Annotated in this window: 19 protein-coding genes; 10 read left to right on the top strand and 9 right to left on the bottom strand. The window is 56.0% G+C overall.

What is annotated here, in order from left to right; translation table 11 throughout:
• Positions 1 to 41: 41 nt before the first annotated feature.
• The 4 genes from recN to GFH31_RS12640 are packed head-to-tail and all read right to left on the bottom strand — an operon-like array spanning position 42 to position 4,399.
• Positions 42 to 1,709, bottom strand: a complete 1,668-nt coding sequence (gene recN / locus GFH31_RS12625; protein ID WP_153498013.1) for a DNA repair protein RecN — start codon at positions 1,707 to 1,709, stop codon at positions 42 to 44.
• Positions 1,710 to 1,761: 52 nt separating this feature from the next.
• Complete coding sequence (gene coaBC / locus GFH31_RS12630) at positions 1,762 to 2,976, bottom strand: bifunctional phosphopantothenoylcysteine decarboxylase/phosphopantothenate--cysteine ligase CoaBC (protein ID WP_101570810.1); 1,215 nt, start codon at positions 2,974 to 2,976, stop codon at positions 1,762 to 1,764.
• 30 nt (positions 2,977 to 3,006) lie between these two features.
• Positions 3,007 to 3,351, bottom strand: coding sequence for a DNA-directed RNA polymerase subunit omega (locus tag GFH31_RS12635; RefSeq protein WP_101570808.1), 345 nt, complete (start codon positions 3,349 to 3,351; stop codon positions 3,007 to 3,009).
• Positions 3,332 to 4,399 carry an outer membrane protein assembly factor BamD gene (locus GFH31_RS12640; protein WP_118656511.1) on the bottom strand — a complete coding sequence of 356 codons (1,068 nt, stop codon included), beginning with the start codon at positions 4,397 to 4,399 and terminating at the stop codon, positions 3,332 to 3,334. The genes GFH31_RS12635 and GFH31_RS12640 overlap by 20 nt, the downstream gene beginning before the upstream one ends.
• Positions 4,400 to 4,755: 356 nt before the next feature.
• On the opposite strand from GFH31_RS12640, the gene GFH31_RS12645 reads away from it, so the two are divergent.
• Positions 4,756 to 6,006 (top strand): aminotransferase class I/II-fold pyridoxal phosphate-dependent enzyme, encoded by a 1,251-nt coding sequence (locus tag GFH31_RS12645; RefSeq protein WP_055203922.1) that lies wholly within the window; start codon positions 4,756 to 4,758, stop codon positions 6,004 to 6,006.
• A gap of 201 nt (positions 6,007 to 6,207) precedes the next feature.
• Here the strand turns inward: GFH31_RS12645 and GFH31_RS12650 are convergent, their stop codons facing one another.
• From GFH31_RS12650 to GFH31_RS12660, 3 genes are all read right to left on the bottom strand, one after another.
• Positions 6,208 to 8,394, bottom strand: coding sequence for a glutamine synthetase III (locus GFH31_RS12650; protein ID WP_055203924.1), 2,187 nt, complete (start codon positions 8,392 to 8,394; stop codon positions 6,208 to 6,210).
• Between the two features lie 103 nt (positions 8,395 to 8,497).
• Positions 8,498 to 9,469, bottom strand: coding sequence for a M23 family metallopeptidase (locus GFH31_RS12655; protein ID WP_118458847.1), 972 nt, complete (start codon positions 9,467 to 9,469; stop codon positions 8,498 to 8,500).
• A 4-nt stretch (positions 9,470 to 9,473) separates the two neighbouring features.
• The gene (locus GFH31_RS12660) at positions 9,474 to 10,442 is read right to left on the bottom strand and encodes a peptidoglycan DD-metalloendopeptidase family protein (protein ID WP_055203928.1); all 969 of its coding nucleotides are present in this window, start codon (positions 10,440 to 10,442) and stop codon (positions 9,474 to 9,476) included.
• A 173-nt stretch (positions 10,443 to 10,615) separates the two neighbouring features.
• On the opposite strand from GFH31_RS12660, the gene alaS reads away from it, so the two are divergent.
• Positions 10,616 to 13,237: an alanine--tRNA ligase gene (gene alaS, locus GFH31_RS12665; RefSeq protein ID WP_055203930.1), complete on the top strand. Its 2,622-nt coding sequence runs from the start codon at positions 10,616 to 10,618 to the stop codon at positions 13,235 to 13,237.
• Positions 13,238 to 13,283: 46 nt separating this feature from the next.
• Complete coding sequence (gpmI, locus tag GFH31_RS12670; protein ID WP_055203932.1) at positions 13,284 to 14,807, top strand: 2,3-bisphosphoglycerate-independent phosphoglycerate mutase; 1,524 nt, start codon at positions 13,284 to 13,286, stop codon at positions 14,805 to 14,807.
• A 224-nt stretch (positions 14,808 to 15,031) separates the two neighbouring features.
• Here gpmI and GFH31_RS12675 read toward each other — a convergent pair whose 3' ends face one another.
• The gene (locus GFH31_RS12675) at positions 15,032 to 15,751 is read right to left on the bottom strand and encodes a ThiF family adenylyltransferase (RefSeq protein ID WP_153498014.1); all 720 of its coding nucleotides are present in this window, start codon (positions 15,749 to 15,751) and stop codon (positions 15,032 to 15,034) included.
• Positions 15,748 to 16,377 carry a TatD family hydrolase gene (locus GFH31_RS12680; RefSeq protein WP_172970762.1) on the bottom strand — a complete coding sequence of 210 codons (630 nt, stop codon included), beginning with the start codon at positions 16,375 to 16,377 and terminating at the stop codon, positions 15,748 to 15,750. The genes GFH31_RS12675 and GFH31_RS12680 overlap by 4 nt, the downstream gene beginning before the upstream one ends.
• Positions 16,378 to 16,426: 49 nt before the next feature.
• Here GFH31_RS12680 and GFH31_RS12685 point away from each other — a divergent pair, with 49 nt between their 5' ends.
• From GFH31_RS12685 to nqrE, 7 genes are all read left to right on the top strand, one after another.
• On the top strand, positions 16,427 to 17,632 hold the full coding sequence (locus GFH31_RS12685; RefSeq protein ID WP_101570797.1) for a CapA family protein: 1,206 nt from the start codon (positions 16,427 to 16,429) through the stop codon (positions 17,630 to 17,632).
• Between the two features lie 114 nt (positions 17,633 to 17,746).
• Entirely contained in the window at positions 17,747 to 18,964 is a 1,218-nt protein-coding gene (locus GFH31_RS12690; protein WP_055203940.1) for an aminopeptidase C, read from the top strand.
• A gap of 56 nt (positions 18,965 to 19,020) precedes the next feature.
• Positions 19,021 to 20,382 carry a Na(+)-translocating NADH-quinone reductase subunit A gene (locus GFH31_RS12695; protein WP_101570794.1) on the top strand — a complete coding sequence of 454 codons (1,362 nt, stop codon included), beginning with the start codon at positions 19,021 to 19,023 and terminating at the stop codon, positions 20,380 to 20,382.
• 12 nt (positions 20,383 to 20,394) lie between these two features.
• Positions 20,395 to 21,579, top strand: a complete 1,185-nt coding sequence (locus tag GFH31_RS12700; protein WP_101570792.1) for an NADH:ubiquinone reductase (Na(+)-transporting) subunit B — start codon at positions 20,395 to 20,397, stop codon at positions 21,577 to 21,579.
• A gap of 9 nt (positions 21,580 to 21,588) precedes the next feature.
• Complete coding sequence (nqrC, locus tag GFH31_RS12705; protein ID WP_101570790.1) at positions 21,589 to 22,371, top strand: NADH:ubiquinone reductase (Na(+)-transporting) subunit C; 783 nt, start codon at positions 21,589 to 21,591, stop codon at positions 22,369 to 22,371.
• Complete coding sequence (locus GFH31_RS12710; protein WP_118458837.1) at positions 22,364 to 23,014, top strand: NADH:ubiquinone reductase (Na(+)-transporting) subunit D; 651 nt, start codon at positions 22,364 to 22,366, stop codon at positions 23,012 to 23,014. Before nqrC ends, GFH31_RS12710 begins: the two co-directional genes overlap by 8 nt.
• A 15-nt stretch (positions 23,015 to 23,029) precedes the next feature.
• Positions 23,030 to 23,662, top strand: coding sequence for an NADH:ubiquinone reductase (Na(+)-transporting) subunit E (gene nqrE / locus GFH31_RS12715; RefSeq protein ID WP_055203950.1), 633 nt, complete (start codon positions 23,030 to 23,032; stop codon positions 23,660 to 23,662).
• Positions 23,663 to 23,671: the final 9 nt, after the last annotated feature.

The following is a 23,671-nucleotide window of genomic DNA, read 5'->3' on the forward strand; positions in this document are numbered from 1 at the left end:
AATGTACGACGTCAACCTGTCCGGGGGAAAAGCATGAAGGATTACTGTTCCGGCCTGGTATTCAGCAGCAGCCGCGCCTGTTCGCGTGCGGCTGCGGTGACGTCCGTACCGCTGAGCATTTTTGCGATTTCGTCGATGCGTTGCTGCTGATCGAGTTTGCGGATGCGGGTGGTCGTGGTCGATCCGGATTCTTCTTTGTATACGAAGAAGTGATGGTCGCCTTTGCTGGCGATCTGCGGCAGGTGCGTGATGTTGACGACCTGCAAGTCTTCCGACAGGCGGCTGATGATCTCGCCCATCCGGTCGGCGATCGATCCGGATACTCCGGTGTCTATTTCGTCGAAGATGATGGTCGGCAGTTGGCTGTGGTGCGCGACGATTGCTTTGAGGCTCAGCATCAGCCTCGACATTTCTCCGCCTGAGGCTACCCGTTCGATCGGCTGAGGAGGCATGTGGCGGTTGGCCGTGAACAAAAAACGGATGTCGTCCGCGCCGTCGGGTCGCAGTTCGGCGGCCGGCGTGATCTCGATACGCAGTTCGGCGGCCGGCATTCCCAGTTCGGCGAGCATCTCTTTGACCTGTTTTTCGACGTGCGGGGCGGTTTTTTTGCGTCCGGCGGTGATTTCTGCGGCCTGCTTCGCGGCTTTTGCGCGTAACTCTCCGATCCGCCGCGATAGCGTTTCGATGGCCTGCGCCGATCCTTCGAGCTGCGCGAGGCGCTTTTGGTAATCGTCCTGCAGGGCGAGCAACGTTTCGACGGAATCCGCCTTGTGCTTTTGTTGCAGCGAGTAGATCAGGTCGAGCCGCTGCGACACCGATTCGAGTCGTTGCGGATCGGCTTCCAAGCGATCTCCTTCGGAGGCGATCTCGGAGGCCATGTCTTTCAGGTCGAGCGCGGCGCTGTGCAGCCGGGTATAGAAGGCGTCGGCCTGCGGATAGACCCTGGCGATCCGACCGAGCGACACTTCGATCTCTTTGATCCGACCGAGCAGGTTTTCATCGGCTCCGGTCATCTCCTGCGAGATCCATAGCAGCGTATCCTTGATTTCGGCCGCGTGGGACAATTCGGTCTGTTGCGCTTCGAGTTCAGCCTGTTCTCCCTCTTTTAATTTGGCTTTTTGCAATTCGTCCGACTGGAAGGCGAGGTATTCTCGGTCGCGGTCGTTCGCTTCGGCCTGTTGCCGCAGCCGGTTCAGTTCGCGTTCGGATTGTTGCAGCGCAGCGAACGTCTCCTTGTAACGCGACAGCAGACCGTCGTGCGAAGCGACGCTGTCCACGATACCGGTCTGGAAACGGTTGTCCGCGAGCAGCAGGGTTTGGTGCTGCGAATGAATGTCGATCAGCCGGCTGCCGATCTCGCGCAAGGTGTTCATCTGTACGGGAATGTCGTTCACATAGGCCCGGCTTTTTCCTCCCGGCGTGACGATGCGCCGGATGATTGTCCGGTTTTCGTAGTCGATGTCCAACGATTCGAACAATGCCTCCAGTCCGTATCCGTCGATGTCGAATTCCGCTTCGATGACGCAGTTGCGCTGGCTGTTCTTAATCGCCGCGGCATCGGTGCGATTACCGAGAATCAGGCCGAGAGCCCCGAGCAGGATCGATTTTCCGGCTCCGGTCTCTCCGGTGACGATATTCAGCCCGGCGGCCAGTTCGATGTCCAACCGGTCGATCAGCGCGTAATTTTCAACCGACAAACGATTCAGCATGGCGATTTCAAAAGTTTATCCAGACGGTTTATAGGTATTGTTGAGCGTTCGGTTATTCGGGACGGGCGTTTTTCGGCGCCCAGAACGCTTCGATTTCGTCGACGATGTCCGCGGCTACTTCAGTTTTGCTTTTCAGCCCGAATACGGTTTCGCTTCCGTCGCGGCGAAGTATCGTGATCTTGTTGGTATTGCCTCCAAATCCGGCGCCGTCGTCCTGCAAAGAGTTCAGTACGATGAAATCCATGTTTTTGCGTTCCAGCTTGGATTGCGCGTTGGCTCGTTCGTGGTCGGTTTCGAGCGCGAATCCGGCCACGAGGCGCGTTCCTTTGACCGCTCCGATCGCAGCGGCGATATCCCGAGTCGGCTGCAGGGCGATGTTCCATGCCGATCCTTCCTTTTTGATTTTCGTGTCGGCGACCGCCTGCGGCGTATAGTCGGCCACGGCGGCGCACATGACCGCCGCGTCGCATCGGTCGAAAGCTTTCGTAGCGGCCCGGAACATCTGCTCGGCCGTCACCACGTCGACCGTCTGCACGCCGTCCGGCGGCGTCAAGGCCGTTTTCCCGGTTACGAGGATCACTTCGGCGCCGCGTTCTTTCAACTCGGCGGCGATCGCATACCCCATTTTGCCCGACGAGAAGTTTGAAATGTAGCGTACCGGGTCGATCGGTTCGATCGTCGGGCCGGCCGTTACGAGGATCGTTTTGCCGGTCAGGTTGCGTTTCTTGGCGAAAAAATCCGATACGAAAGCGACGATCTTCTCCGGTTCTTCCATGCGGCCTTTGCCCGACAGGCCGCTGGCCAGTTCGCCTTCGGCGGGCTCGATCACCTGGTTGCCGTAGCTTTTCAGCGAGTCGAGGTTGTATTGCGTGGTAGGGTGGGAGTACATGTCCAGATCCATCGCCGGAGCGACGAAAACGGGACACCGCGCCGACAGATAAGTGGTCAGCAGCAGGTTGTCCGCCACGCCGGTCGCCATTTTCGCGATCGTGTTGGCCGTAGCCGGGGCGATCAGGTAAGCGTCCGCCCACGTGCCGAGACTGACATGGCTGTTCCATTCCCCGTTCTCCGGATTGAAGAATTCGACCGGAACGGGATGTTTGCACAGGGTCGCCAGCGTCAGCGGCGTGATGAACTGTTTGGCCAGCGGGGTCATTACGACCCGCACTTCGGCTCCTTCGCGCACCAGCAATCTGACGAGTATCGCAGCCTTGTAGGCTGCGATACTTCCCGTTACCCCGACGAGTATTTTTTTCCCTCTGAGCATCGTATTTGAAAATTGTCGGAACGATCCGGTTTATTCTGCCGGCAGCTCCTCGGTTGCGTCCGCTTTCGTATCCCGGAAATAGATCTCTCCGGAGAGAAATTCTTCGGTAGCTACGATCGCCGGTTTCGGCAGGCGTTCGTAATATTTCGATATTTCGATCTGTTCGCGGTTCTCGAAAGTCTCTTCCAGCGAGTCGTTAACGCTCGAAAAATCGGCCAGCTTGCGCGTCAGTTCCTGTTTTATTTCGCTGGAGATCTGGTTGGCGCGGCGTGCGATGATGACTACCGATTCGTAAATGTTGCCCGTCGGAGCGTCCAGATCCGTCAGTTTACGCGTTACGGTGTTGGTCGGAATACTACTTTTCTTCAGTTCCATTGCTTGTTTCGGAATTATCGGATTTATTTGATTTTTCGCTCTTTTCTTTTTTCGGCTTGGGCTCCCGGGCCGCTTTGGACTCTTTGGCCGGTTTGTGCTCTTTCTCGACAGCGGCTTTTGCTTCTTTCTTTTCTTTCCGTTCCGCTTTCCCGCGTTTTGCCGTCGTGCCGGTCTGGTCGGAGAAATTGAGGGACGGAGCCGATTCCGTTACCTCTTCGCTGTCTTCCGCTTCGGTGCCATCGGGCTTCTCTTTGTATTTCTCCAGGAATTTTTTAGCCTCGTCCTGCATTTTGTCGGCTTCTTTGCGGTATTTGCTTTCCGGATATTCGTCGATAAAGCTGTAATAAGCGTTCTGAGTATCCAGATAACGCTGACGCTGTAAGGCAGGAACGCTGTTGCGGGCATAGAGACACTGCGCGCTGACGATCAGATAAGCCAGTTCCTCGCGGTGGTTGCTTTCCGGATATTTCAGGATCGCGTTGCGCAACGCCGTAACGGCCGAATTGTAATAACCTACGTCGTAATAGAGTTTGGCGTTCAGGAAAGCTTTGTCGTAAAGCTTCTGACGCAGTTCGATCATGTTTTCGAGCAGCTCGTCCCGTTTTTGGCTTTTGGGATACCGATCCAAATATTCGCTGATGGCCTGCATGGCCTGGAACGTGAACGATTGATCGTTTTCGGGCTTCGGCGACAGGTAGTAGAACCCTTTGGCGAAATAGTATTCCGACTCTTCGAGGAACGGGCTTCGCCCGAAACGCCGGCGAAATTCGTCGAATTGCTGGGAGCTGGTTTCGAAATCCCCCATTTTGTAGGAGCACAGGCTTGTGTAGAAAGCGACGGTATCGGCCTGATCGGATTGACTGAAGATGTGTTCGATGTCCTTGAACAGGGTGAGCGACCTGCTGTATTTCCCAGCATTGAAGTATTCGAGAGCCTTGTCGTACTTTTGCTTGTTGCTGCCGCTTTTCAGGAGTTTGTTGTACTCGCTGCACGACACGGTCGTCAAAAGCATTAACGCAATAAAAATTTTCGCAGGATAAAATTTCATCGTTATTTACAGGGTTTAAACGCTTCGCACGGAAAACACCATATTTACCGGACGGGCAAAGTTATGTATTTTTAACGATTTGGGAAAACATATATTGTTTTTTTTCGATTTATATTTTGTATGCGGGCACGGAGCGTTCCGATGCCGGTCTCCGGTAGGGAGGGCTGCTTCCCGCGGATGCGGCGGCGCGGGCGGGAAGCGTTCCGATGCGGATGCGGCGGGTGCGTTTTGCGTTCGATTGCCGGGCGGAAAAACGGAAACGGAACATAAAAAAAGGTTAAATTTTTTATGCTTTGTAGAAAAAGGTTAACTTTGTGTGATTTTTTGTGGAATTCAACCAAACAAATTATACTACAGTGGATATTTTTGAACGAATACACGAGAACGCCGGCGGCCCGATCGGTCAGTATCAGAAATTGAGTCACGGTTACTATTCTTTCCCGAAACTGGAAGGAGAAATCGGTCCCCGGATGATGTTCCGCGGGCGGGAAGTATTGAACTGGAGCCTGAATAACTACCTGGGGCTGGCCAACAACCCGGAGGTGCGGAAGGCCGATGCCGAAGCCGCCGCCGAATTCGGTATGGCGTATCCGATGGGGGCGCGTATGATGAGCGGGCAGACCAAATGGCACGAACAGCTCGAACGGGAGTTGGCCGCCTTCGTCGGCAAGCCCGACGCGTTCCTGCTGAACTACGGGTATCAGGGGATGATCTCGATCATCGATTCGCTGCTGACCCGCCGCGACGTGGTGGTTTACGATTCGGAGGCGCACGCCTGCATCATCGACGGGCTGCGGTTGCATACCGGCAAGCGTTTCGTTTATCCGCATAACGACATGGAGGCCTGCCGCAAGCAGCTCGGTCATGCCACGAAGCTGGCCGAAGAGAACGGCGGCGGCGTGCTGGTAATCACCGAGGGCGTGTTCGGCATGAAAGGCGACCTGGGCAAGCTCGACGAGATCGTCGCCATGAAGAAGGATTTCAAGTTCCGCCTGCTGGTCGACGACGCGCACGGGTTCGGAACGATGGGGAAGACCGGCGCCGGAACGCCCGAGCATTTCGGCGTGATCGACGGCGTGGACGTACTGTTCAATACGTTCGCCAAGTCGATGGCCGGGATCGGCGCTTTCGTTTCGTCTGAAAAATATATCGTGGATTACCTGCGTTACAACATGCGTTCGCAGACCTATGCGAAAGCGCTGCCGATGCCGATGGTCAAAGGGGCGTTGAAGCGTCTGGATATGATCCGCAAGCATCCGGAATTCAAGGACAACCTTTGGACGATCGTCCATGCGTTGCAGAGCGGCTTCCGCAAGCGCGGGTTCGATATCGGCGGCACCTTGTCGCCCGTTACGCCCGTTTACATGAAAGGCGGGGTGGACGAGGCCTGCAATATCGTGGTCGATCTGCGCGAGACCTATAACCTGTTCTGTTCGGTGGTCGTGTATCCGGTGATTCCGAGAGGGGAGATCATTCTGCGGATTATTCCTACGGCCGTACATACGCTCGAAGACGTGGAGTATACGCTGGATTGCTTCGAAAAGTGCCATGCGAAACTTAAGAACGGCGATTACAAGAAGCCGATGCCGGACATGGGCGAAAAATAGTTTGATGCGAAGGCGGTCTCCGAACCGCCGGAAAACAGCTTCGAATTCTGAAGGGCGGCGTTTTCGGATTGCCGCCCTTCGTATTTCGATTTCTGATGTTATTGTCCCGGCGACCGTATGCCGATAAAAAGCGAAGCCGCCGGAAATCTCCCGGCGGCTTCGCTTTTTACAGGTCGTCGCGTATGCCGTTTTGCGGCGGCATTAGTTGATCGTCATCATTTCGCGGTATTTGGGCAGCGGCCAGAGTTCGTCGTCCACGATCAGCTCGAGCTTGTCGATGTCGTGGCGGATTTTGTCGAGATAGATCAGCACGTCTTCCGAGTAACCGGTCGCCCGCGCCACCAGGTTGTCCATGTGGTTGTATTTTTTACGGGCTTCGACCATCAGGTAAGTGTTCTCGCGAATGGCCTTCACGTGCTTGGCGATCGTCTGGATCGTACGGATTTCCTCGGCCGCCAGGTCGAGGTACTCGTTCGGCAGGATGTCCTTGAGTCCCTGGACGTTCTTAATCAGGATATTCTGGTAATGAATAGCTGTCGGAACGATATGGTTGGCCGCCATATCCGCCAGTACGCGCGATTCGATCTGGATTTTCTTGATCAGATTTTCCATGTTGATTTCGTAACGGGCGTGGATTTCCGATTCGTTGAACACTTTGTGTTTGTCGAACAGTTTCGAATAGGCTTTGCTGCTGAAAATCTTGAATGCGTCCGGAACGCTCTGGATGCTTTCGAGCCCGCGTCTGTCGGCTTCGCGCAGCCATTCGGCGCTGTATCCGTTGCCTTCGAACCGGATTTTTTTCGATTCGATGATGTATTTGCGGATGATCTGTAGGATCGCTTCGTCTTTTTTCACCCCTTTGTCGATCAGCTTGTCGACTTCGGCTTTGAATAGGGTGAGCTGTTCGGCGACCGCCGTGTTGATCGGAATCAGCGGCGCGGCGCAGTTGTTCGACGAACCGGTCGCCCGGAATTCGAACCGGTTGCCGGTGAAGGCGAACGGCGAGGTGCGGTTGCGGTCGGTGTTGTCGAGCAGAATTTCCGGGATCTTTCCGATGTCGAGTTTGATCTCGGTTTTTTCGTCGGGAGTCAGTTTCTTGTCGCTCAGGCGTTCTTCGAGCGAGTCGAGGATGGCCGACAGGGTCGAGCCGGTGAATACCGACATGACGGCCGGCGGCGCTTCGTGCGAGCCGAGCCGGTGCGAATTCGACTGGGTGGCGATCGACGCCATGAACAACGGACCGTAATTGTGGGCGGCCATGATCGTATTGACGAAAAAGGTCAGGAATTGGATGTTGTTTTTCGGTGTTTTGCCCGGCGCAAGCAGGTTTACGCCCGTGTCGGTCAGCAGCGACCAGTTGCAGTGCTTGCCCGATCCGTTGACGCCGGCGAACGGTTTTTCGTGGAACAGCACGCGCAGCTTGTGTTTTTGCGCCAGCCGGCGCATCAGGGTCATCAGCAATGTGTTGTGATCGACGGCGATGTTGGCTTCCTCGAATACAGGCGCGCATTCGAATTGATTCGGGGCCACCTCGTTGTGCCGGGTCTTGATCGGGATGCCGAGGCGGTAGGCTTGCAGTTCGAAGTCTTTCATGTATTCGAGCACGCGGCTCGGAATGGCTCCGAAATAGTGGTCGTCGAGTTGCTGGTCTTTGGCCGCGATGTGCCCCATCAGCGTACGTCCGGTCTGCGCCAAGTCGGGACGGGCCAGAAACAGCGCTTCGTCCACCAGGAAATATTCCTGCTCCCAGCCCAGCGTGACATTGACCTTCCTTACGTCCTTGTCGAACAACTGACACACTTCGACGGCGGCTTTATCAATGGCCTGCAGCGACTTGAGCAGCGGCGTTTTGAAGTCGAGCGCTTCGCCGGTGTAGGCGATGAATATGCTGGGGATACAGAGTGTCCGGTCGAGAATGAACGCGGGCGACGAAGGGTCCCAAGCCGAATAACCGCGCGCTTCGAACGTGTTGCGGAGGCCTCCGGTCGGGAAACTCGATGCGTCGGGTTCCTGCTGTACGAGCAGCTCGCCTTTGAACGCTTCGAACGATCCGCCTCCGAACATCGGTTCGAAGAAGGCATCGTGTTTCTCGGCGGTGGAGTCGTTCAGCGGCTGGAACCAGTGCGAATAGTGGGTTGCTCCTTTTTCCATGGCCCACGTTTTCATCCCCTGGGCGACCTGGTTGGCGATCTTGCGGTCGATCCGCCGTCCTTCGTCGACAGCGGTGCAGAGGCTTTCGTAAGCTTCTTTCGGGATGTATTGACGCATTTTTTCGCGGTCGAATACGTCCGCGCCGAAATAATCGGATATCTTTTTGTCCGGCAGGTCGGCTTTTACCGGCTCCCGTTTTGACATTTCGTCAAGCGCCTTGAAACGTAATATTGCCATGTCGATTCGTTGTTTGTATTTGAACGGACAAAAGTAGCAAATATTCGCGAATGCCCCTATTTTTTTGCAGGGGTATTCGCGAAAAAAATGTTTTTTCGGACGCTTAGTCGAACGATTGCATCCCGGTTTGGGCGATCCGGATGATTTTTTGGTAATCTTGGTAATTCAGTTCCATGAAAAAATAGTGGATCGGGTCTACCCGCATACCGTCGTGCTTGACTTCGTAATGCAGGTGGGGCGCCAGCGACAGACCCGTGTTGCCGGATTGGGCGATGATGTCGCCCCGTTTGACGAATTCGCCTTTTTTAGCGTAGATTTTTCCCAGGTGGCTGTAAGTCGTTTCGTAGCCGTTCCCGTGGTTGATGACCACGGTATTCCCGGACGTGGTGTTACGCGTAACGACGTCCTTGATCCGGCCGTCGGCCGTCGCGAAAACGCGCGAACCTTCGCTCACCGTATAGTCCACGCCTTGGTGGGCGGTTAGAATTTTATAGAACGGGTGGATCCGCATACCGTACGAGGCGGTCAGCAGCGTCAGGTCTTTGTTGATGACCGGCTGGATCGCCGGGATGTTGTCGATTCGGTCTTTCAGCGAATCGGCGGTTTGTTCGAGGGTCGCCAGCGTGTACAGGTGTTCGCCGGCGCGTTTTTCGAGGGTATTGAGTTTCCCGAAAAACTCCTTGCCCAGTTCCTTGTTGGATTTGGTCAGCAGTTTTTCATGGGTTTCCCAGCGTTTTTTCTCGAATTCCGTGTCGAAATTGTACGGGTCGGATTCGAACAGCGTCCGGAACACCTGCTTGTCGCGGTCGATGACGTTGTACAGCACTTTTTCGACCGTCGCATAGCGTTCGCTCAACGAGTCGTATTCCTGGCGCAGCTTGCGCGTGGAGTGTTTCATCTGGTACTCCAGCGGCGTGTCGAAAAAGAACGAGAAGGCGGCGTAATAGATGACGGCGATCCCGATCCATGCGAACAGATGGATCACGCCGCGCCAAAATTTCTTCTTGAATTTTTCGCGTTGCTCGTGCCAGCGGGGAACCAGCTCCTTGAATTTCGGGGTTCGTTTGTTGTCCATCGGATTAATCGCCTTCGTAAGTCGTGTACTGCGCCGATTCGATGATCTTCTGGAATTCGGCTTCGGTCATGTCGCGGCTCAGGTAGTTGATCGGGTCGACATGGACACCTTTATATATAACTTCGTAATGCAGGTGGGGGCCTTTCGACAGTCCCGTATTGCCGACCTCCCCGATCTTCTCGCCGCGCTTCACCTTTTGCCCCGGCATCACTTCGATTTTGCTCAGGTGGGCGTAACGGGTTTTGTAGCCGAATCCGTGGTTCAGCAGGATCTGACGCCCGTATCCCCGCGTCCCTTCGTTGTTGAAGGCGACGAATCCGTCCCCGGTGGCATAAACCGGCGTTCCGATGTTCGATCCCAGGTCGACGCCCTGGTGTCCTTTCACCCGTCCTGTGATCGGGTGTACCCGCGTGCCGAACGCGCCGATGTTGCCGCGCAGTTTCCGGCGGTCGAGCGGCCAGATCGCGGGAATCGCTTCGGCCATCAGCGCTTTGTTTTTGGACAGCACCTCGAGTTCGTCGAGCGATTTGGACTCCAGGTACAGCATCCGGGTCATTGCGTCGAGGTCTCTCCACGTGCCGATCATCTCCGGCGTGTACATGTCTCCTTCCAGGAAGCTGTATTTCGTGTCGGGATAGGGCGTATAGATTCCGTGCAAGTTCAGCGAGTCGGCGGCGAACAGCGAGCGGTACACGTTGTTGTCGCGGTGACGCAGTTCCTGCAGTTTGGCGGTCGCCGCGCGGATTTTGTCGTTCAGGATGTTGTACTTCAGCATCAGTTCGTTGTTCCGTTCGCCGATGCGGTACATCTTCGGCGTGTAGAAGAAAAAGGAGAAAAGCAGGTTGACCACCGAAGCCAGGATAAAGCCGATCAGCACCTTCCGCAGAATCCGGTAGAACCGGATGCGGAACGGGATCGCCATCACCTCGTAGGTCAGGGTTTGTGGATTGAATTTATACCGCTTTTTTGCCATGCATTCGATGATCGGTCAGATATTGGGAGGCTTTCTTCCGGATGCCGCCGCAAGTTCGGACACTAAAAAAGTATTTTATCAACGGGAAATGTGACAAAATTAGACTAATTTACTTAATTTTGCAATTTCCTACAAGATAACGCATCGCAGTACGCAGATATTATAAGTAAGGTATGGATTCTAATCAAATCAGAAAAACTTTTCTCGATTTTTTCCGCAGCAAAGGGCATGTGATCGTGCCGTCGGCTCCGATGGTCGTCAAGAACGACCCGACCCTGATGTTCACCAACGCCGGGATGAACCAGTTTAAAGATTTGTTCCTGGGGAACTCTCCGATCAAAGACCGCCGGGTGGCCGATTCGCAGAAATGTCTGCGCGTGTCGGGCAAGCACAACGACCTGGAGGAGGTCGGCCACGACACTTACCATCACACGATGTTCGAAATGCTCGGCAACTGGTCGTTCGGGGATTATTTTAAGAAAGAGGCGATCTCGTGGGCGTGGGAGTTGCTTACCGACGTGTACGGCCTGCCGAAAGAGCGTTTGTACGCGACGATTTTCGAGGGGAGTCCCGATGAAAATATCGACCGTGACAACGAGGCCTACCAGTATTGGAAGCAGTTCCTGCCCGAAGACCATATCATTCTCGGAAACCGTCACGATAATTTCTGGGAAATGGGCGATACGGGGCCTTGCGGCCCGTGCAGCGAAATCCATTACGATCTGCGCTCGGACGAGGAGCGGGCCGCGTTGGACGGACGCGAGTTGGTGAACCGGGGGCACCACCTGGTCATCGAGATATGGAACCTGGTTTTCATGCAGTTCAACCGCAAGGCCAGCGGCGAACTGGAACTGCTGCCGGCCCGCCACGTGGATACCGGCATGGGCTTCGAACGGCTTTGCATGGTGTTGCAGGGCAAACAGAGCAATTACGATACCGACGTATTCCAACCGACGATCCGGCGTCTGGCCGAACTGTCCGGAAAAGTTTACGGTCAGGATCGCAGGGCCGATATCGCGATGCGGGTGGTTGCCGACCACCTGCGGGCGATTGCTTTCTCGATTGCCGACGGGCAGCTGCCGTCGAACGTGAAGGCCGGGTACGTGATCCGGCGTATCCTGCGCCGCGCCGTGCGGTACGGATATACTTACCTCGGTTTCAACGAGCCGTTTATCTGCCAGTTGGTCGACGGACTCGTCCGGCAGATGGGCGAACAGTTCCCCGAACTGGCGGCGCAGCAGGATCTGATTACCAAAGTGATCGCCGAGGAGGAAGCCGCATTCCTGAGGACATTGGCTACCGGGATCAATCTGCTCGACAATGTGATCAAAAAGGAACAGGCCGCCGGCAGCCGGGTGATCAGCGGCAGCGAAGCGTTCCTGCTGTACGATACTTACGGATTCCCGATCGACCTGACCGAACTGATCGCTCAGGAAAACGGCATGACGGTAAACGGCGAGGAATTCTCTGCCGAACTGCAGAAACAAAAAGAGCGTTCGCGCAACGCGGCGGCGGTCGATACCGACGATTGGGTCGAACTGTTCCCGATCGCCGAGAGTCGCTTCATCGGTTACGATACGCTCGAAAGCGACGTGCGGATTTCGCGTTATCGTCGCGTTACCGCCAAGAACAAGACTTACTATCAGTTGGTTTTCGACCAGACGCCTTTCTACGGTAATTCGGGCGGGCAGACCGGCGACCGCGGGTACATCGAGAGCGACGAACAGAAGATTCCGGTCACCGATACCCAAAAGGAGAACAACCTGACCGTCCATCTGGTCGATCGGCTTCCGGACGATCTTTCGGCGAAGTTCCGTGCGGTAGTGGACGGCGAAGCGCGGGCGAACACGGCGGCTAATCACACGGCCACGCACCTGTTGCATAAAGCGCTGCGTACGGTGCTCGGCGATCATGTCGAACAAAAAGGGTCGCTCGTATGTTCCGATTACCTGCGTTTCGACTTTTCGCATTTCCAGAAGGTAACCGACGAGCAGATCCGCGAAGTCGAAAAGTTGGTCAACCGGGATATCCGCAGCAACTTTCCGTTGCAGGAACGCCGCGAATACCCGATCGAAGAGGCCCGTAAACTCGGGGCCATGATGTTGTTCGGCGAAAAATACGGCGACCGCGTGCGGGTGATCCAGTACGGAAAGTCGGTCGAACTCTGCGGCGGAACCCATGTTCCTGCGACCGGCAGCATCGGTTTTTTCAAGGTCGTTTCCGAAAGCGCCATTTCGGCCGGCGTGCGGCGTATCGAAGCGCTGACGGGCGACCGGGCGATGGAATACGTCTATTCGCTTGAGGATACCCTGCGAGCTGTTCAGCGGTATGTGAATAATCCTTCGGTGACTCAGGCGATCAAAAAGCTGGTCGAGGAGAATTCGGAACTGAACAGACAGATGGAGCAGCAGCGCAAGGAGCGTATCCAATCGCTGGTGGCATCCATTGAGCCGAACCTGACCGAGGAGGACGGCGTCGTACTGGTCGCTCGCCAGTTGGATTTGATGCCCGACGTCATTAAAGGAATCGCTTTCGGGCTGAAGCCGAAATTTCCGAATCTCGTGTTCGTGACCGGATCGGCCTTCGGCGACAAGGTGACGTTGACGATTATGCTGGGCGACGAGATCGTGGCCCGGGGTGTGAATGCGTCGAAAGTGATCCGCGAGGCGGCTAAAGAGATCGGCGGCGGAGGCGGCGGGCAGCCGTTCTTCGCGACGGCCGGCGGTAAGAAACCCGAAGGACTCGAAAAGGCTATTTTCAGAGCCGTGGAATTGATCAAAGGAGAATTGAAATAAGTGGAAGAGCGGGAAACGGACAGGTTTCCCCGAAAAAAGAAAGACGATGGCAAACAAAGTATTACTGATGATTTTGGACGGCTGGGGCAAAGGCGATCACGGCCACGACGATGTGGTTTATTCGGCCGACCCGGTCTATATCAACGGCCTGGAGGCCAAATATCCGTCGGCGCAGTTGCTGACCGACGGCGAAAACGTCGGCCTTCCCGACGGACAGATGGGTAATTCGGAAGTAGGTCACCTGAATATCGGCGCCGGACGCGTCGTATACCAGGATCTGGTGAAGATCAACCGGGCCTGCCGCGACAATTCGATTCTGAAGAATCCGGAGATCGTGAAGGCGTTCACCTATGCGAAGGTGAACGGCAAGCAGGTGCATTTCATGGGCCTGCTGTCGGACGGCGGCGTGCACAGTTCGCTCGATCATTTGTTCAAGTTGTGCGATATTTCGAAAGAGTACGGGATCGACAAGACGTTCGTACACTGTTTTATGGACGGCCGCGATACCGACCCGCGCAGCGGAAAGGGATTTGTGGAGAAATTGCAGGGGCACCTGAAGCATTCGGCCGGAAAAATCGCTTCGGTCATCGGCCGTTATTATGCGATGGACCGCGACAAGCGCTGGGAACGGGTCAAGGAAGCTTACGACCTGATCGTGAAAGGCGTGGGCGAAAAGGCGACGGACGCCGCCGCCGCCGTGCAGAAATCCTACGACGAAGGGGTGACCGACGAATTTATCAAGCCGATCGTCTGCGTTGACGGACAGGGCGATCCGGTCGGTACGATCCAGGACAGGGACGTGGTGATCTTCTTCAATTTCCGCAACGACCGGGCGAAGGAGCTGACGGTCGTGCTGACGCAGGAGGATATGCCCGATTACGACATGAAGAAGCTGTCGCTGTACTATTGCTGCATGACCCCTTACGACGCCAAGTTCACCGGCCTGCGCATCCTTTTCGACAAAGACAACGTGGCCAATACGATCGGCGAATATGTATCGTCGCAGGGCCTCAGTCAGTTGCGCATCGCCGAAACGGAGAAATACGCGCACGTGACGTTTTTCCTGAACGGCGGCCGCGAAGAGACTTTCGGCGGAGAGGAACGGATTCTGATCCCTTCCCCGAAAGTGGCTACTTACGATCTGCAACCCGAGATGAGCGCTTATCAGGTAAAGGACGCTCTGGTCGAGCAGTTGAACAAGAAAAAATTCGATTTCATCTGCCTGAACTTCGCCAACGGCGACATGGTGGGACATACCGGCGTTTACGATGCGATCGTCAAGGCGGTCAAAGCGGTGGACGCCTGCGTGCGCGACGTGGTCGAGGCGGCGAAGGCGAACGGTTACGAGGTCGTCGTTATCGCCGATCACGGTAATGCCGACCATGCCGAGAATCCGGACGGAACCCCGAATACGGCTCATTCGTTGAATCCGGTGCCCATTATAGTGGTGTCCGACCGCGTTAAGAGCGTCCGCAACGGCGTGTTGGCCGATGTGGCCCCGACCGTGCTGAAATTGATGGGCCTGTCCCAGCCGCCCGAGATGACCGGGAAAGTTTTGGTCGAAATGTAACGCATGAACGCCGTTTTTGATCTCTTGATTGAAAACGGCGTAATTTATACCTGCCGGATGGATCGCGTCATTGGGTATTTATAATTGGACGATCGGAGTCGTCTCGGAGAAGGGCGAAGGCAGCGCTTTCTGGGTCGAACTGCCTTGCCGGGTCAAACCGATCGAAAAGTAAGAGTAAAGGAACGGTTTTTGGGGCCGCCGCCGGTATTTTTTATCGAAGCCGGTTATAATTCCCCGATCAGCCCCCGGATGACGACCGATGCGCAGTGACAGCCGAACAGTGCGGGCATGTAGGATATCGTGCCGACATTGGATTTTTTGTTGGTTTCCTCGCATAGGATCATGGCGCCTTCGCGGACCGCTTCGGGTGAAAAAACGACCCGGAACCCCGTCCGGATTCCCGCTTTATGCAATCTTTTTCGCAGCATGTGCGCCAGCGGACAGTGATGCGATTTCGCAATGTCTCTGATTTCGATCAGCGTAGGATCGGTTTTGGCTCCGGCCCCCATCGAACTGACCAGCGGAATCCCGCGGTCGAGGGCTCCCTTGATCAGATTTACTTTCGGCGACAGCGTATCGATCGCATCGACCGCGTAATCGAACTTTCCTCCGTCGAGCAGCCGGTCGGTCGCTTCGTCCCGGACATACTCCCGGAGTACGGTCAGGCGCAACTGCGGGTTGATATCTTGCAGGCGAGCAGCCAGTATTTCCGCTTTCGGCCGTCCGACCGTACTATGCAGGGCGACCAGTTGCCGGTTGATATTCGTTTCCGAAACGTCGTCGGCGTCTACGATCGTCAGCGCGCCGATGCCGCTGCGGGCGAGCATTTCGGCGGCATAGGCACCCACGCCTCCCAGCCCGACCACCAGTACGCGCGCGTTTTGCAGCCGTTTCGTCTTTTCGCTGCCCAGCAGCAGTTCCGTTCGTTCGAGCCAATGAGTCATGCGGCGAATATTTTTCGATAGTTTTTACGGATTTCGGCGGCCAGTTCCGCGACGGAGACTCCCCGGATCGCCGCCGCTCGTTCGTAGATGGAACCGATCCCGGCCGCGCTTTCGTCCGTTTCGAGGAAAAGACGGTCGGATGGGGTATTGCGCAGCGCGTCCGCCGTTTTCGAAGAACGGAATGCCGTTTCGCCGAACGACAGGTAATATCCCGCTTTCAACACCTGTCCGGCCAGTTGTTTCGATCCGGCGAATCCGTGGAAAACGGCCGGTATGTCGAACGGGCGCAGGGTCGGCAGCATTTCGTTGTAGGCTTTGACACAGTGCAAGATAACCGGCAGCCCGCGTCTGCGGGCGATCTCCAGTTGCCGAACCAGCCATTCGCGTTGTGCCGTTCGGTCGACCGATACGGCGTAGTCGAGCCCGATTTCGCCGATCGCCGCGCAGGGCAGCGTTTCGAGCTGCCGCAGTCCTTGCGGATCGGCTTTTTCGCTGTCCCACGGGTGGATGCCCGCCGAAAAGAGCGAACCGTCGGAAGGCACGGCATCCGTGCCGAGCCGTATCGACCGCAGGGCGGCGGCGTCCGGTTCTTTCCGGTGCGTATGGATGTCGATAAGCGGGTACATCTGCGAAAAATGATTAGCTTTGCGGAGCAAAGGTAATAAACGGTATCCAATGAGCAAACGGTCCCTCGTCTGGTTGGTGTGCGCGATCATCGTTACGGTTTCGGTCGGAACGTTTTCCGTGTACCGGATAATCCGGCATTCCGGGGCGCCGGACATCCCGGCGTGCGTTGCCGTTCCGGCTGAGGACGACCGACAGTTGACGCTGATCTTTACCGGAGACCTGATGCAACACCTTCCGCAGGTGCAGGCCGCCTTCCGACGAGACGGCGGAATCGACTACACCGCCTGTTTTTCGCGGTTGAAAAATTATTTCGCTTCGGCCGACTTCGTAATTGCCAATTTGGAAACCACGCTCGGCGGGGAACCCTATTCGGGGTATCCTCAGTTTCGCTCGCCCGGCGCGTTGGCCGGGGCGATGCGCCGGGTCGGTATCGACGTGGCCGTCGCGGCGAACAACCATATCTGCGACCGCGGCGGGGCCGGAATCCGTTCTACGCTCGATACGCTCGTGCAGGCCGGCCTGGAGTATACCGGGGTATTCGCCGATACGCTTCCCGATCCGGCCCGCCACCCGCTTTGGTTGCGGAAAGGGGATTTTCGGGTGGCATTGCTGAATTATACTTACGGGACCAACGGACTGTCCGTCCCGCGCGGTTATACGGTGAACCGGATCGATACGCTCCGTATCCGGCAGGATATCGCCGGCGCGCGCGGCAACGGGGCGACGCACGTGGTGCTGTTTCTGCACTGGGGCAACGAGTACGAGACGTTGCCGAATCGCTGGCAGCGCGACTTGGCCGCCCGGAGCCATCGCTGGGGGGCCGATCTGGTGATCGGTTCGCATCCGCACGTCGTTCAGTCGGTCGAAACGGTATCCGATTCGTCGGGCAGGATTTGCGGGGCGACCGTTTTTTCGATGGGCAATTTTGTTTCGAACCAGCGTTTTCCCGGTACGGACGGCGGCATATCGGTGCGGATCGGGCTGTCGCTCGGCGCAGACGGGCGGACGGCTTACCGTCCCGAGTACCTGATTCACTGGACGTCGATCTCATCCGACCCGGGGAGTCGCTCGGGGCATCGTTACGAGATCGTTCCGGCCTATTCCCGCGAAACGGTTTCGCCGCAACAACGGCCGGGGCTGGATCGCTTCGTCCGGCGGACGAGGGATTATATGCAGCGTTACAGTCGCGGCTTTACCGAGATAACGGACGATTACCGGAAAAGCGGGGACGCCGGAACGTTGCCTGGCGATTGACGACCGATTGTTGATAAATAGTGCCGGATTCGGCGACTGCATCCGTCCTGGAAAAGAAAAATAAAATAATTATTGTTATATTTGTAACGCAAAATTAAATTTTGTGTCGAACGCATGAAAAAATATCTGCTGTGTGGGGTGTTGTGCGCACTGCTGATCGGTGTCGCCGGTGCGAAAAATACGTCGAAACAGACCAAGGAGGACGGAAAGGATACCGGAGCCTATGTATTTACCGATAAAGTGCTGGTGCCCGTGACGCCGGTGAAGGATCAGGCGAAGTCCGGCACCTGCTGGAGCTTTTCGGGCACGGCGATGGCGGAGAGCGAGTTGCTTCGTCGCGGGAAAGGCGTTTACGACCTTTCCGAAATGTGGATCGTCCGCCATACTTACCTCGAAAAAGCGATCAAATACGCCCGCCTGCACGGTAAAGCCAATTTCTCCGAGGGGGGGACGCTGGATGACGTCGTATACATCGTCGACCGTTACGGAATCGTGCCCGAGACGGTCTATTCTGGACTGAAGGACGGTGCGTCGAGGCACTCGCACGAAGAACTGAGCGTTGCTCTCAAAGCCTATACGGATGCGGTGATCGGGAATCCGTCCAAACGGCTTTCCGCGTCTTGGATCGACGGTCTGAACGGGATACTGGACGCTTACCTGGGCCCCTGTCCCGAAAAATTCGTTTACGACGGAAAAGAATATACTCCGAAAAGTTTTGCGCAGGAGCTGGGTATTCGCCGCGACGATTACGTAGTGTTCACGGCAATGACGCACCATCCGCTTTATACGGCTTTTCCGCTCGAAATACCCGATAATTGGAACTGGTCGCCGTTCTGCAACGTAACGATGGAGGAGCTGGGCCGGATCGTCGACGTTTCGCTGCGGAAAGGATATGCGGTCAACTGGGCGTCCGACGTCAGCGAGAACGGATTCGGCTTTCGGGAGGGCCGTGCGATCGTTCCGGTCGAGTCGGCGGCGGAAATTCCTGCGGCGGACAGCGCGCGCTGGAAAGGGCTTACCGACGACGAGATTCGGAAACGGACGCTCCTGAAAACGGGCGTGCTTCCCGAACGCCAAATCACGCCCGAAATGCGGCAACAGGCTTTCGATCGTTACGAGACGACCGACGATCACGGGATGCTGCTGGTGGGGATCGCGGCGGACCAGCACGGCCGGAAATTCTACAAAGTGAAAAACTCCTGGGGCGAAACGGGTTTGTATAAAGGTTATTTTTACGCTTCGGAACCTTTCCTGCTTTATAAAACGGTCGGTATCCAGGTACATCGCGAGGCGATTCCGCAGGATATAAAGGATAAGCTGGGAATCCGCTGACCGAAAAACGAATGAAAAAGACACCTTAATAAATTACTATCAATAATCTACCGAATATGTCGCAAGTCATAAAGTTGAAAAAAGGCCTTGATATCCGGTTGCAAGGGGAAGCCCGACGCGAGTTGACCCGGCTGCCGCTGGTACATGCCTATGCGCTGAAACCGGACGATTTCAAGGGGGTCATCCCGAAGATGCTGGTTCGGGTGGACGACGTCGTGAAGGCCGGAACGCCGCTGTTTTACGACAAGTACCGTCCGCAGGTGTTGTTCACCTCGCCGGTCAGCGGGAAGGTGACCGCCATAAACCGCGGGGATAAGCGTAAGATCCTCGACGTGGTGATCGCTCCGACCGCCGAACAGGTTTACGAGCCGTTCGAGGTTCCCACCGAAGAGTCCGCCGACAAGGAAAACGTCACTTCGGCGCTGTTGAGTTCCGGTCTGTGGCCGATGATCGTTCAGCGTCCTTACGGAATCATCGCCGATCCGGGACAGACGCCGAAAGCCGTTTTCGTTTCCGGATTCGATTCGGCGCCGCTGGCTCCCGATATGAATTACGTATTGGAGAAAGAGCTGGATAATTTGAATACCGGTTTCGCCATGCTGTCGAAGCTGACGCCGGGGAAAGTCTACCTGGGTTTGAAAGCCGGAACATCCGGGGTGTTGGATCGGGTGAAAGGCGTGGAAGTGCGCGCGTTCGACGGGCCGCATCCGGCCGGGAACGTGGGCGTTCAGATTCACCATATCGATCCGATCAACAAAGGCGACCTGGTGTGGACGGTCGATATTCAGCATGTGGCGATGATCGGACGGTTTTTCCGTACCGGCCGGGTCGATATGAGCAAGATCGTTGCGCTGACCGGTTCAGAGACGACCGATCCGCGCTATTTTAGCGTGCTGTCGGGCATTCCGGTCGGCAGCATCGCGCGCCAGGTCGAGATCCGTCCGCAGCGCGCGGGCGATCGGGTGCGCCTGATCAGCGGCAACGTGCTGACCGGTAAAAAGGTGGAACCGGACGGATACCTCGGATTTTACAGCAACCAGGTGACCGTGATCCCCGAAGGGAACAAATACGAGTTCCTCGGTTGGGGTATGCCGCGGCTGGATAAGTTCTCGGTGTCGAAGAGTTATTTCTCGTGGCTGACGCCCCGCAAGCGTTATAATCTCGATACCAACATGAACGGCGGCGTCCGCGCTTATGTGGTAACCGGGCTGTATGACAAATACCTGCCGATGGACATCTATCCGCTCTATCTGTTGAAGGCGATTCTCGCCGGAGATATCGACAAAATGGAGAACCTGGGCATCTACGAGGTGGTCGAGGAGGATTTCGCGCTGTGCGAATTCGTCGATCCGTCGAAAACCGAGATGCAGGATATCGTCCGCCGCGGGATCGAACTGATGATCAAAGAGCTTAACTAACCTGAACGACCCATGAAAGGATTAAGAAATTTTATAGATAAGATCAAGCCGAACTTCGAAAAGGGCGGCAAGTTCGAAAAACTTCATTCGACGTTCGATGCTTTCGAGACGTTCCTGTTCGTACCGAATCACGTAACCCGCAGCGGCAGCCATATCCGCGACAGCATCGACCTGAAACGGGTGATGATCGTGGTGGTCGTGGCATTGATGCCGGCTTTGCTGTTCGGGATGTACAATACCGGATTGCAGCATTTCCGGGCCATCGGCGCGGGTGACGCTCCGTTCTGGACGTGTTTTTGGTTCGGTTTGCTGAAAGTGCTGCCGATCATCATTGTCTCGTACGTGGTCGGTCTGGGGATCGAATTTATTTCGGCGCAGATTCGCCATCACGAGGTGAATGAAGGGTTTCTGGTCAGCGGAATGCTGATTCCGCTGGTGATGCCGGTCGACGTGCCGCTGTGGATGGTGGCCGTTGCGACCGCTTTCGCCGTGATTATCGGCAAGGAAGTGTTCGGCGGTACCGGAATGAACATCTTCAACCCGGCCTTGCTGGCCCGGGCGTTTATTTTCTTCGCTTATACGCCCTATATTTCAGGCGAAAAGATCTGGATCGCCGGCCTGACCAAAGGCGAGGGCGTCGTAGACGGTTTTTCGGGGGCGACTCCGCTGGCCGATGCGGCGTCGGCCGTGCTGACCGGCTCGCAGCAGATACACTGGACGCAGGGCGGTCCGCTGGACTGGTTCCTCGGGACGATACCCGGATGTATCGGCGAGACTTCGACGCTGGCGATCCTGATCGGCGCGGCGATCCTGCTGTGGACGGGCATCGCCAGTTGGCGCGTGATGCTCAGCGTGTTTGCCGGCGGCTATCTGATGGGCTTGCTGTTCAACTTGATCGGCGCGAATGCCTACATGGATATTCCGGCATATTACCACCTGATTATCGGCGGGTTCGCCTTCGGTGCGGTCTTTATGGCGACCGATCCGGTGACCGGCAGCCAGACGAACGTCGGCAAGTACATTTACGGATTCCTGATCGGGGTGATGGCGGTGCTGATCCGGGTGCTGAATCCCGGTTATCCGGAAGGCATGATGCTGTCGATCCTGTTTATGAACGCGGTGGCTCCGCTGATCGACTACTATGTGGTGCAAGCCAATATCCGTCGCCGGAACCGTCGTTTGAAATTAGCTAAATAGAGTAGGGGTATGAATAAGAACAGTAATACGTATATTATCACTTATGCTTCGGTCATGGTGGTGATCGTGGCGGCGGTGCTCTCGTTTGCTTCGCTGTCGCTGAAAAATATTCAGGCCGAGAACGTGAGAATCGAGAAAATGGGCGATATCCTGCGCTCGATCGGCGAAGGCGGCGATGCGGACAAGGCGCCGAACAAAGCGGCCTATATCAACGAGCAGTATAAAAAATACATTGTGGACAGTTATGCCGTCAACGTCGAAGGAGATAAGGTCGAAGGGGCGGACGCGTTCGCTCTGTTGACGAACCTGAAAGCCGAATACGACAAGCCGGCCGCCGAAAGGGAACTGCCCGTATTCGTCAGCAAAAACGACGAGGGGAGTGTCAGCTACGTGATCCCGGTTTGGGGCGCCGGACTTTGGGGGCCGGTCTGGGGGTATGTCGCGCTGGCGGACAACTGGGACACGGTCGAAGGTATCGTATTCGACCACAAGAGCGAAACGCCGGGGCTGGGCGCCGAAATTTCGACTGCGCAGTTCCAGGCTCAGTTCAAAGGGAAACAGATTCTCAAGGACGGTAAAGTCGTGGCGATCCGCCTGCAGAAAGGCGGCGCGCAACAGGGCGATCCTTATGCGGTGGATGCCGTTTCGGGCGGTACGCTGACCAGTATCGGCGTCGAGAACATGCTGAAAAGCTGCCTCGGCGATTATGACGCCTATATCCGGAAACAGCTTGCGGCGTCTCCGGGTAAAACGGCGGAAGTAGTAACCAATAATTCGGAAAACAATGAGTAGCCAGGAAAAAGAGCCGATTTTTTCGGTTAAGAATTTGAAGTTGCTGACCTCGCCGTTCGGTCAGAACAACCCGATCACGGTGCAGATACTGGGTATCTGTTCGGCGCTGGCGGTCACGGCGAAATTGAAACCCGCTTTCGTGATGGCGTTGTCGGTAATCGTCGTCACCGGGTTTTCGAGTCTGATTATTTCATTGATCCGCAAAGGGATTCCGTCGCGGATCCGGATCATCGTGCAGTTGGTCGTCGTGGCCGCGCTGGTGATTCTGGTGGATCAGGTGCTCAAGGCGTTCGTTTACGACGTCAGCAAACAGCTTTCGGTGTTTGTCGGGCTGATTATTACCAACTGTATCATCATGGGGCGGATCGAGGCGTTTGCGCTGGGTAACAAACCCTGGGCGTCGTTCCTCGACGGTATAGGCAACGGCCTGGGATACGGGCTGATCCTCGTGATCCTCGGCTTTGTCCGCGAGTTGCTGGGATCGGGCAGCATCTGGGGGTATCCCATTTTCGAGAAGCTCGGGCTTTACAGCGTAGGTTACGTCAACAACGGTCTGATGATCCTGCCGCCGATGGCGTTGATCTGCGTCGGCCTGATTATCTGGGTGCAGCGCAGCCGTAACAAGAACCTGATCGAGAAATAATAAAGCGAAGCACGTATGGAAAACATTATCAGCATATTCGTAAGGTCTATCTTCATAGACAACATGGTGTTCGCGTTCTTTTTCGGCATGTGTTCGTACATTGCCGTCAGCAAGAGCGTCAAAACCGCGATGGGACTCGGTATCGCCGTTATCTTCGTGATGGTGATGACCGTGCCGATCAATTACCTGCTCAACGAGTTTATCCTTTCTCCGGGAGCCCTCGGCTGGATAAATCCGGCTTACGGGCCGGGCGGCGAGAGCGAGATCGACCTGAGCTTCCTCAGTTTCATCGTTTTTATCGCCGTGATCGCGTCGTTCGTGCAGTTGGTCGAAATGGTGGTCGAGAAATTCGCGCCGGCATTGTACAATCAGTTGGGAATTTTCCTGCCGCTGATCGCGGTGAACTGCGCGATCATGGGCGGTTCGCTGTTCATGCAGGAGCGCGATTACGCTTCTCTGGGCGAAGCTACCGCGTTCGCGGCCGGTTCGGGGATCGGCTGGTGGCTGGCGATCATTCTGATGGCCGCTATCCGCGAGAGGCTGTCTTATTCGAACATTCCCGCCCCGCTGCGCGGCGCCGGGATTACGTTCATCCTGACCGGCCTGATGGGGATCGCCTTCATGACGTTCATGGGGATTCAGTTGTAAACCGTAAAA

The sequence above is a fragment of the Alistipes sp. dk3624 genome (genome assembly GCF_009557455.1).
GTDB classification, from domain to species: domain Bacteria; phylum Bacteroidota; class Bacteroidia; order Bacteroidales; family Rikenellaceae; genus Alistipes_A; species Alistipes_A hominis.

Bases quoted from the DNA above. Each gene is read 5' to 3' on its own strand.
- recN (WP_153498013.1), bottom strand. From the start codon at position 1,709: ATGCTGAATCGTTTGTCGGTTGAAAATTACGCGCTGATCGACCGGTTG.
- coaBC (WP_101570810.1), bottom strand. From the start codon at position 2,976: ATGCTCAGAGGGAAAAAAATACTCGTCGGGGTAACGGGAAGTATCGCA.
- GFH31_RS12635 (WP_101570808.1), bottom strand. From the start codon at position 3,351: ATGGAACTGAAGAAAAGTAGTATTCCGACCAACACCGTAACGCGTAAA.
- GFH31_RS12640 (WP_118656511.1), bottom strand. From the start codon at position 4,399: ATGAAATTTTATCCTGCGAAAATTTTTATTGCGTTAATGCTTTTGACG.
- GFH31_RS12650 (WP_055203924.1), bottom strand. From the start codon at position 8,394: ATGGCAATATTACGTTTCAAGGCGCTTGACGAAATGTCAAAACGGGAG.
- GFH31_RS12655 (WP_118458847.1), bottom strand. From the start codon at position 9,469: ATGGACAACAAACGAACCCCGAAATTCAAGGAGCTGGTTCCCCGCTGG.
- GFH31_RS12660 (WP_055203928.1), bottom strand. From the start codon at position 10,442: ATGGCAAAAAAGCGGTATAAATTCAATCCACAAACCCTGACCTACGAG.
- alaS (WP_055203930.1), top strand. From the start codon at position 10,616: ATGGATTCTAATCAAATCAGAAAAACTTTTCTCGATTTTTTCCGCAGC.
- gpmI (WP_055203932.1), top strand. From the start codon at position 13,284: ATGGCAAACAAAGTATTACTGATGATTTTGGACGGCTGGGGCAAAGGC.
- GFH31_RS12675 (WP_153498014.1), bottom strand. From the start codon at position 15,751: ATGACTCATTGGCTCGAACGAACGGAACTGCTGCTGGGCAGCGAAAAG.
- GFH31_RS12680 (WP_172970762.1), bottom strand. From the start codon at position 16,377: ATGTACCCGCTTATCGACATCCATACGCACCGGAAAGAACCGGACGCC.
- GFH31_RS12685 (WP_101570797.1), top strand. From the start codon at position 16,427: ATGAGCAAACGGTCCCTCGTCTGGTTGGTGTGCGCGATCATCGTTACG.
- GFH31_RS12690 (WP_055203940.1), top strand. From the start codon at position 17,747: ATGAAAAAATATCTGCTGTGTGGGGTGTTGTGCGCACTGCTGATCGGT.
- GFH31_RS12695 (WP_101570794.1), top strand. From the start codon at position 19,021: ATGTCGCAAGTCATAAAGTTGAAAAAAGGCCTTGATATCCGGTTGCAA.
- GFH31_RS12700 (WP_101570792.1), top strand. From the start codon at position 20,395: ATGAAAGGATTAAGAAATTTTATAGATAAGATCAAGCCGAACTTCGAA.
- nqrC (WP_101570790.1), top strand. From the start codon at position 21,589: ATGAATAAGAACAGTAATACGTATATTATCACTTATGCTTCGGTCATG.
- GFH31_RS12710 (WP_118458837.1), top strand. From the start codon at position 22,364: ATGAGTAGCCAGGAAAAAGAGCCGATTTTTTCGGTTAAGAATTTGAAG.
- nqrE (WP_055203950.1), top strand. From the start codon at position 23,030: ATGGAAAACATTATCAGCATATTCGTAAGGTCTATCTTCATAGACAAC.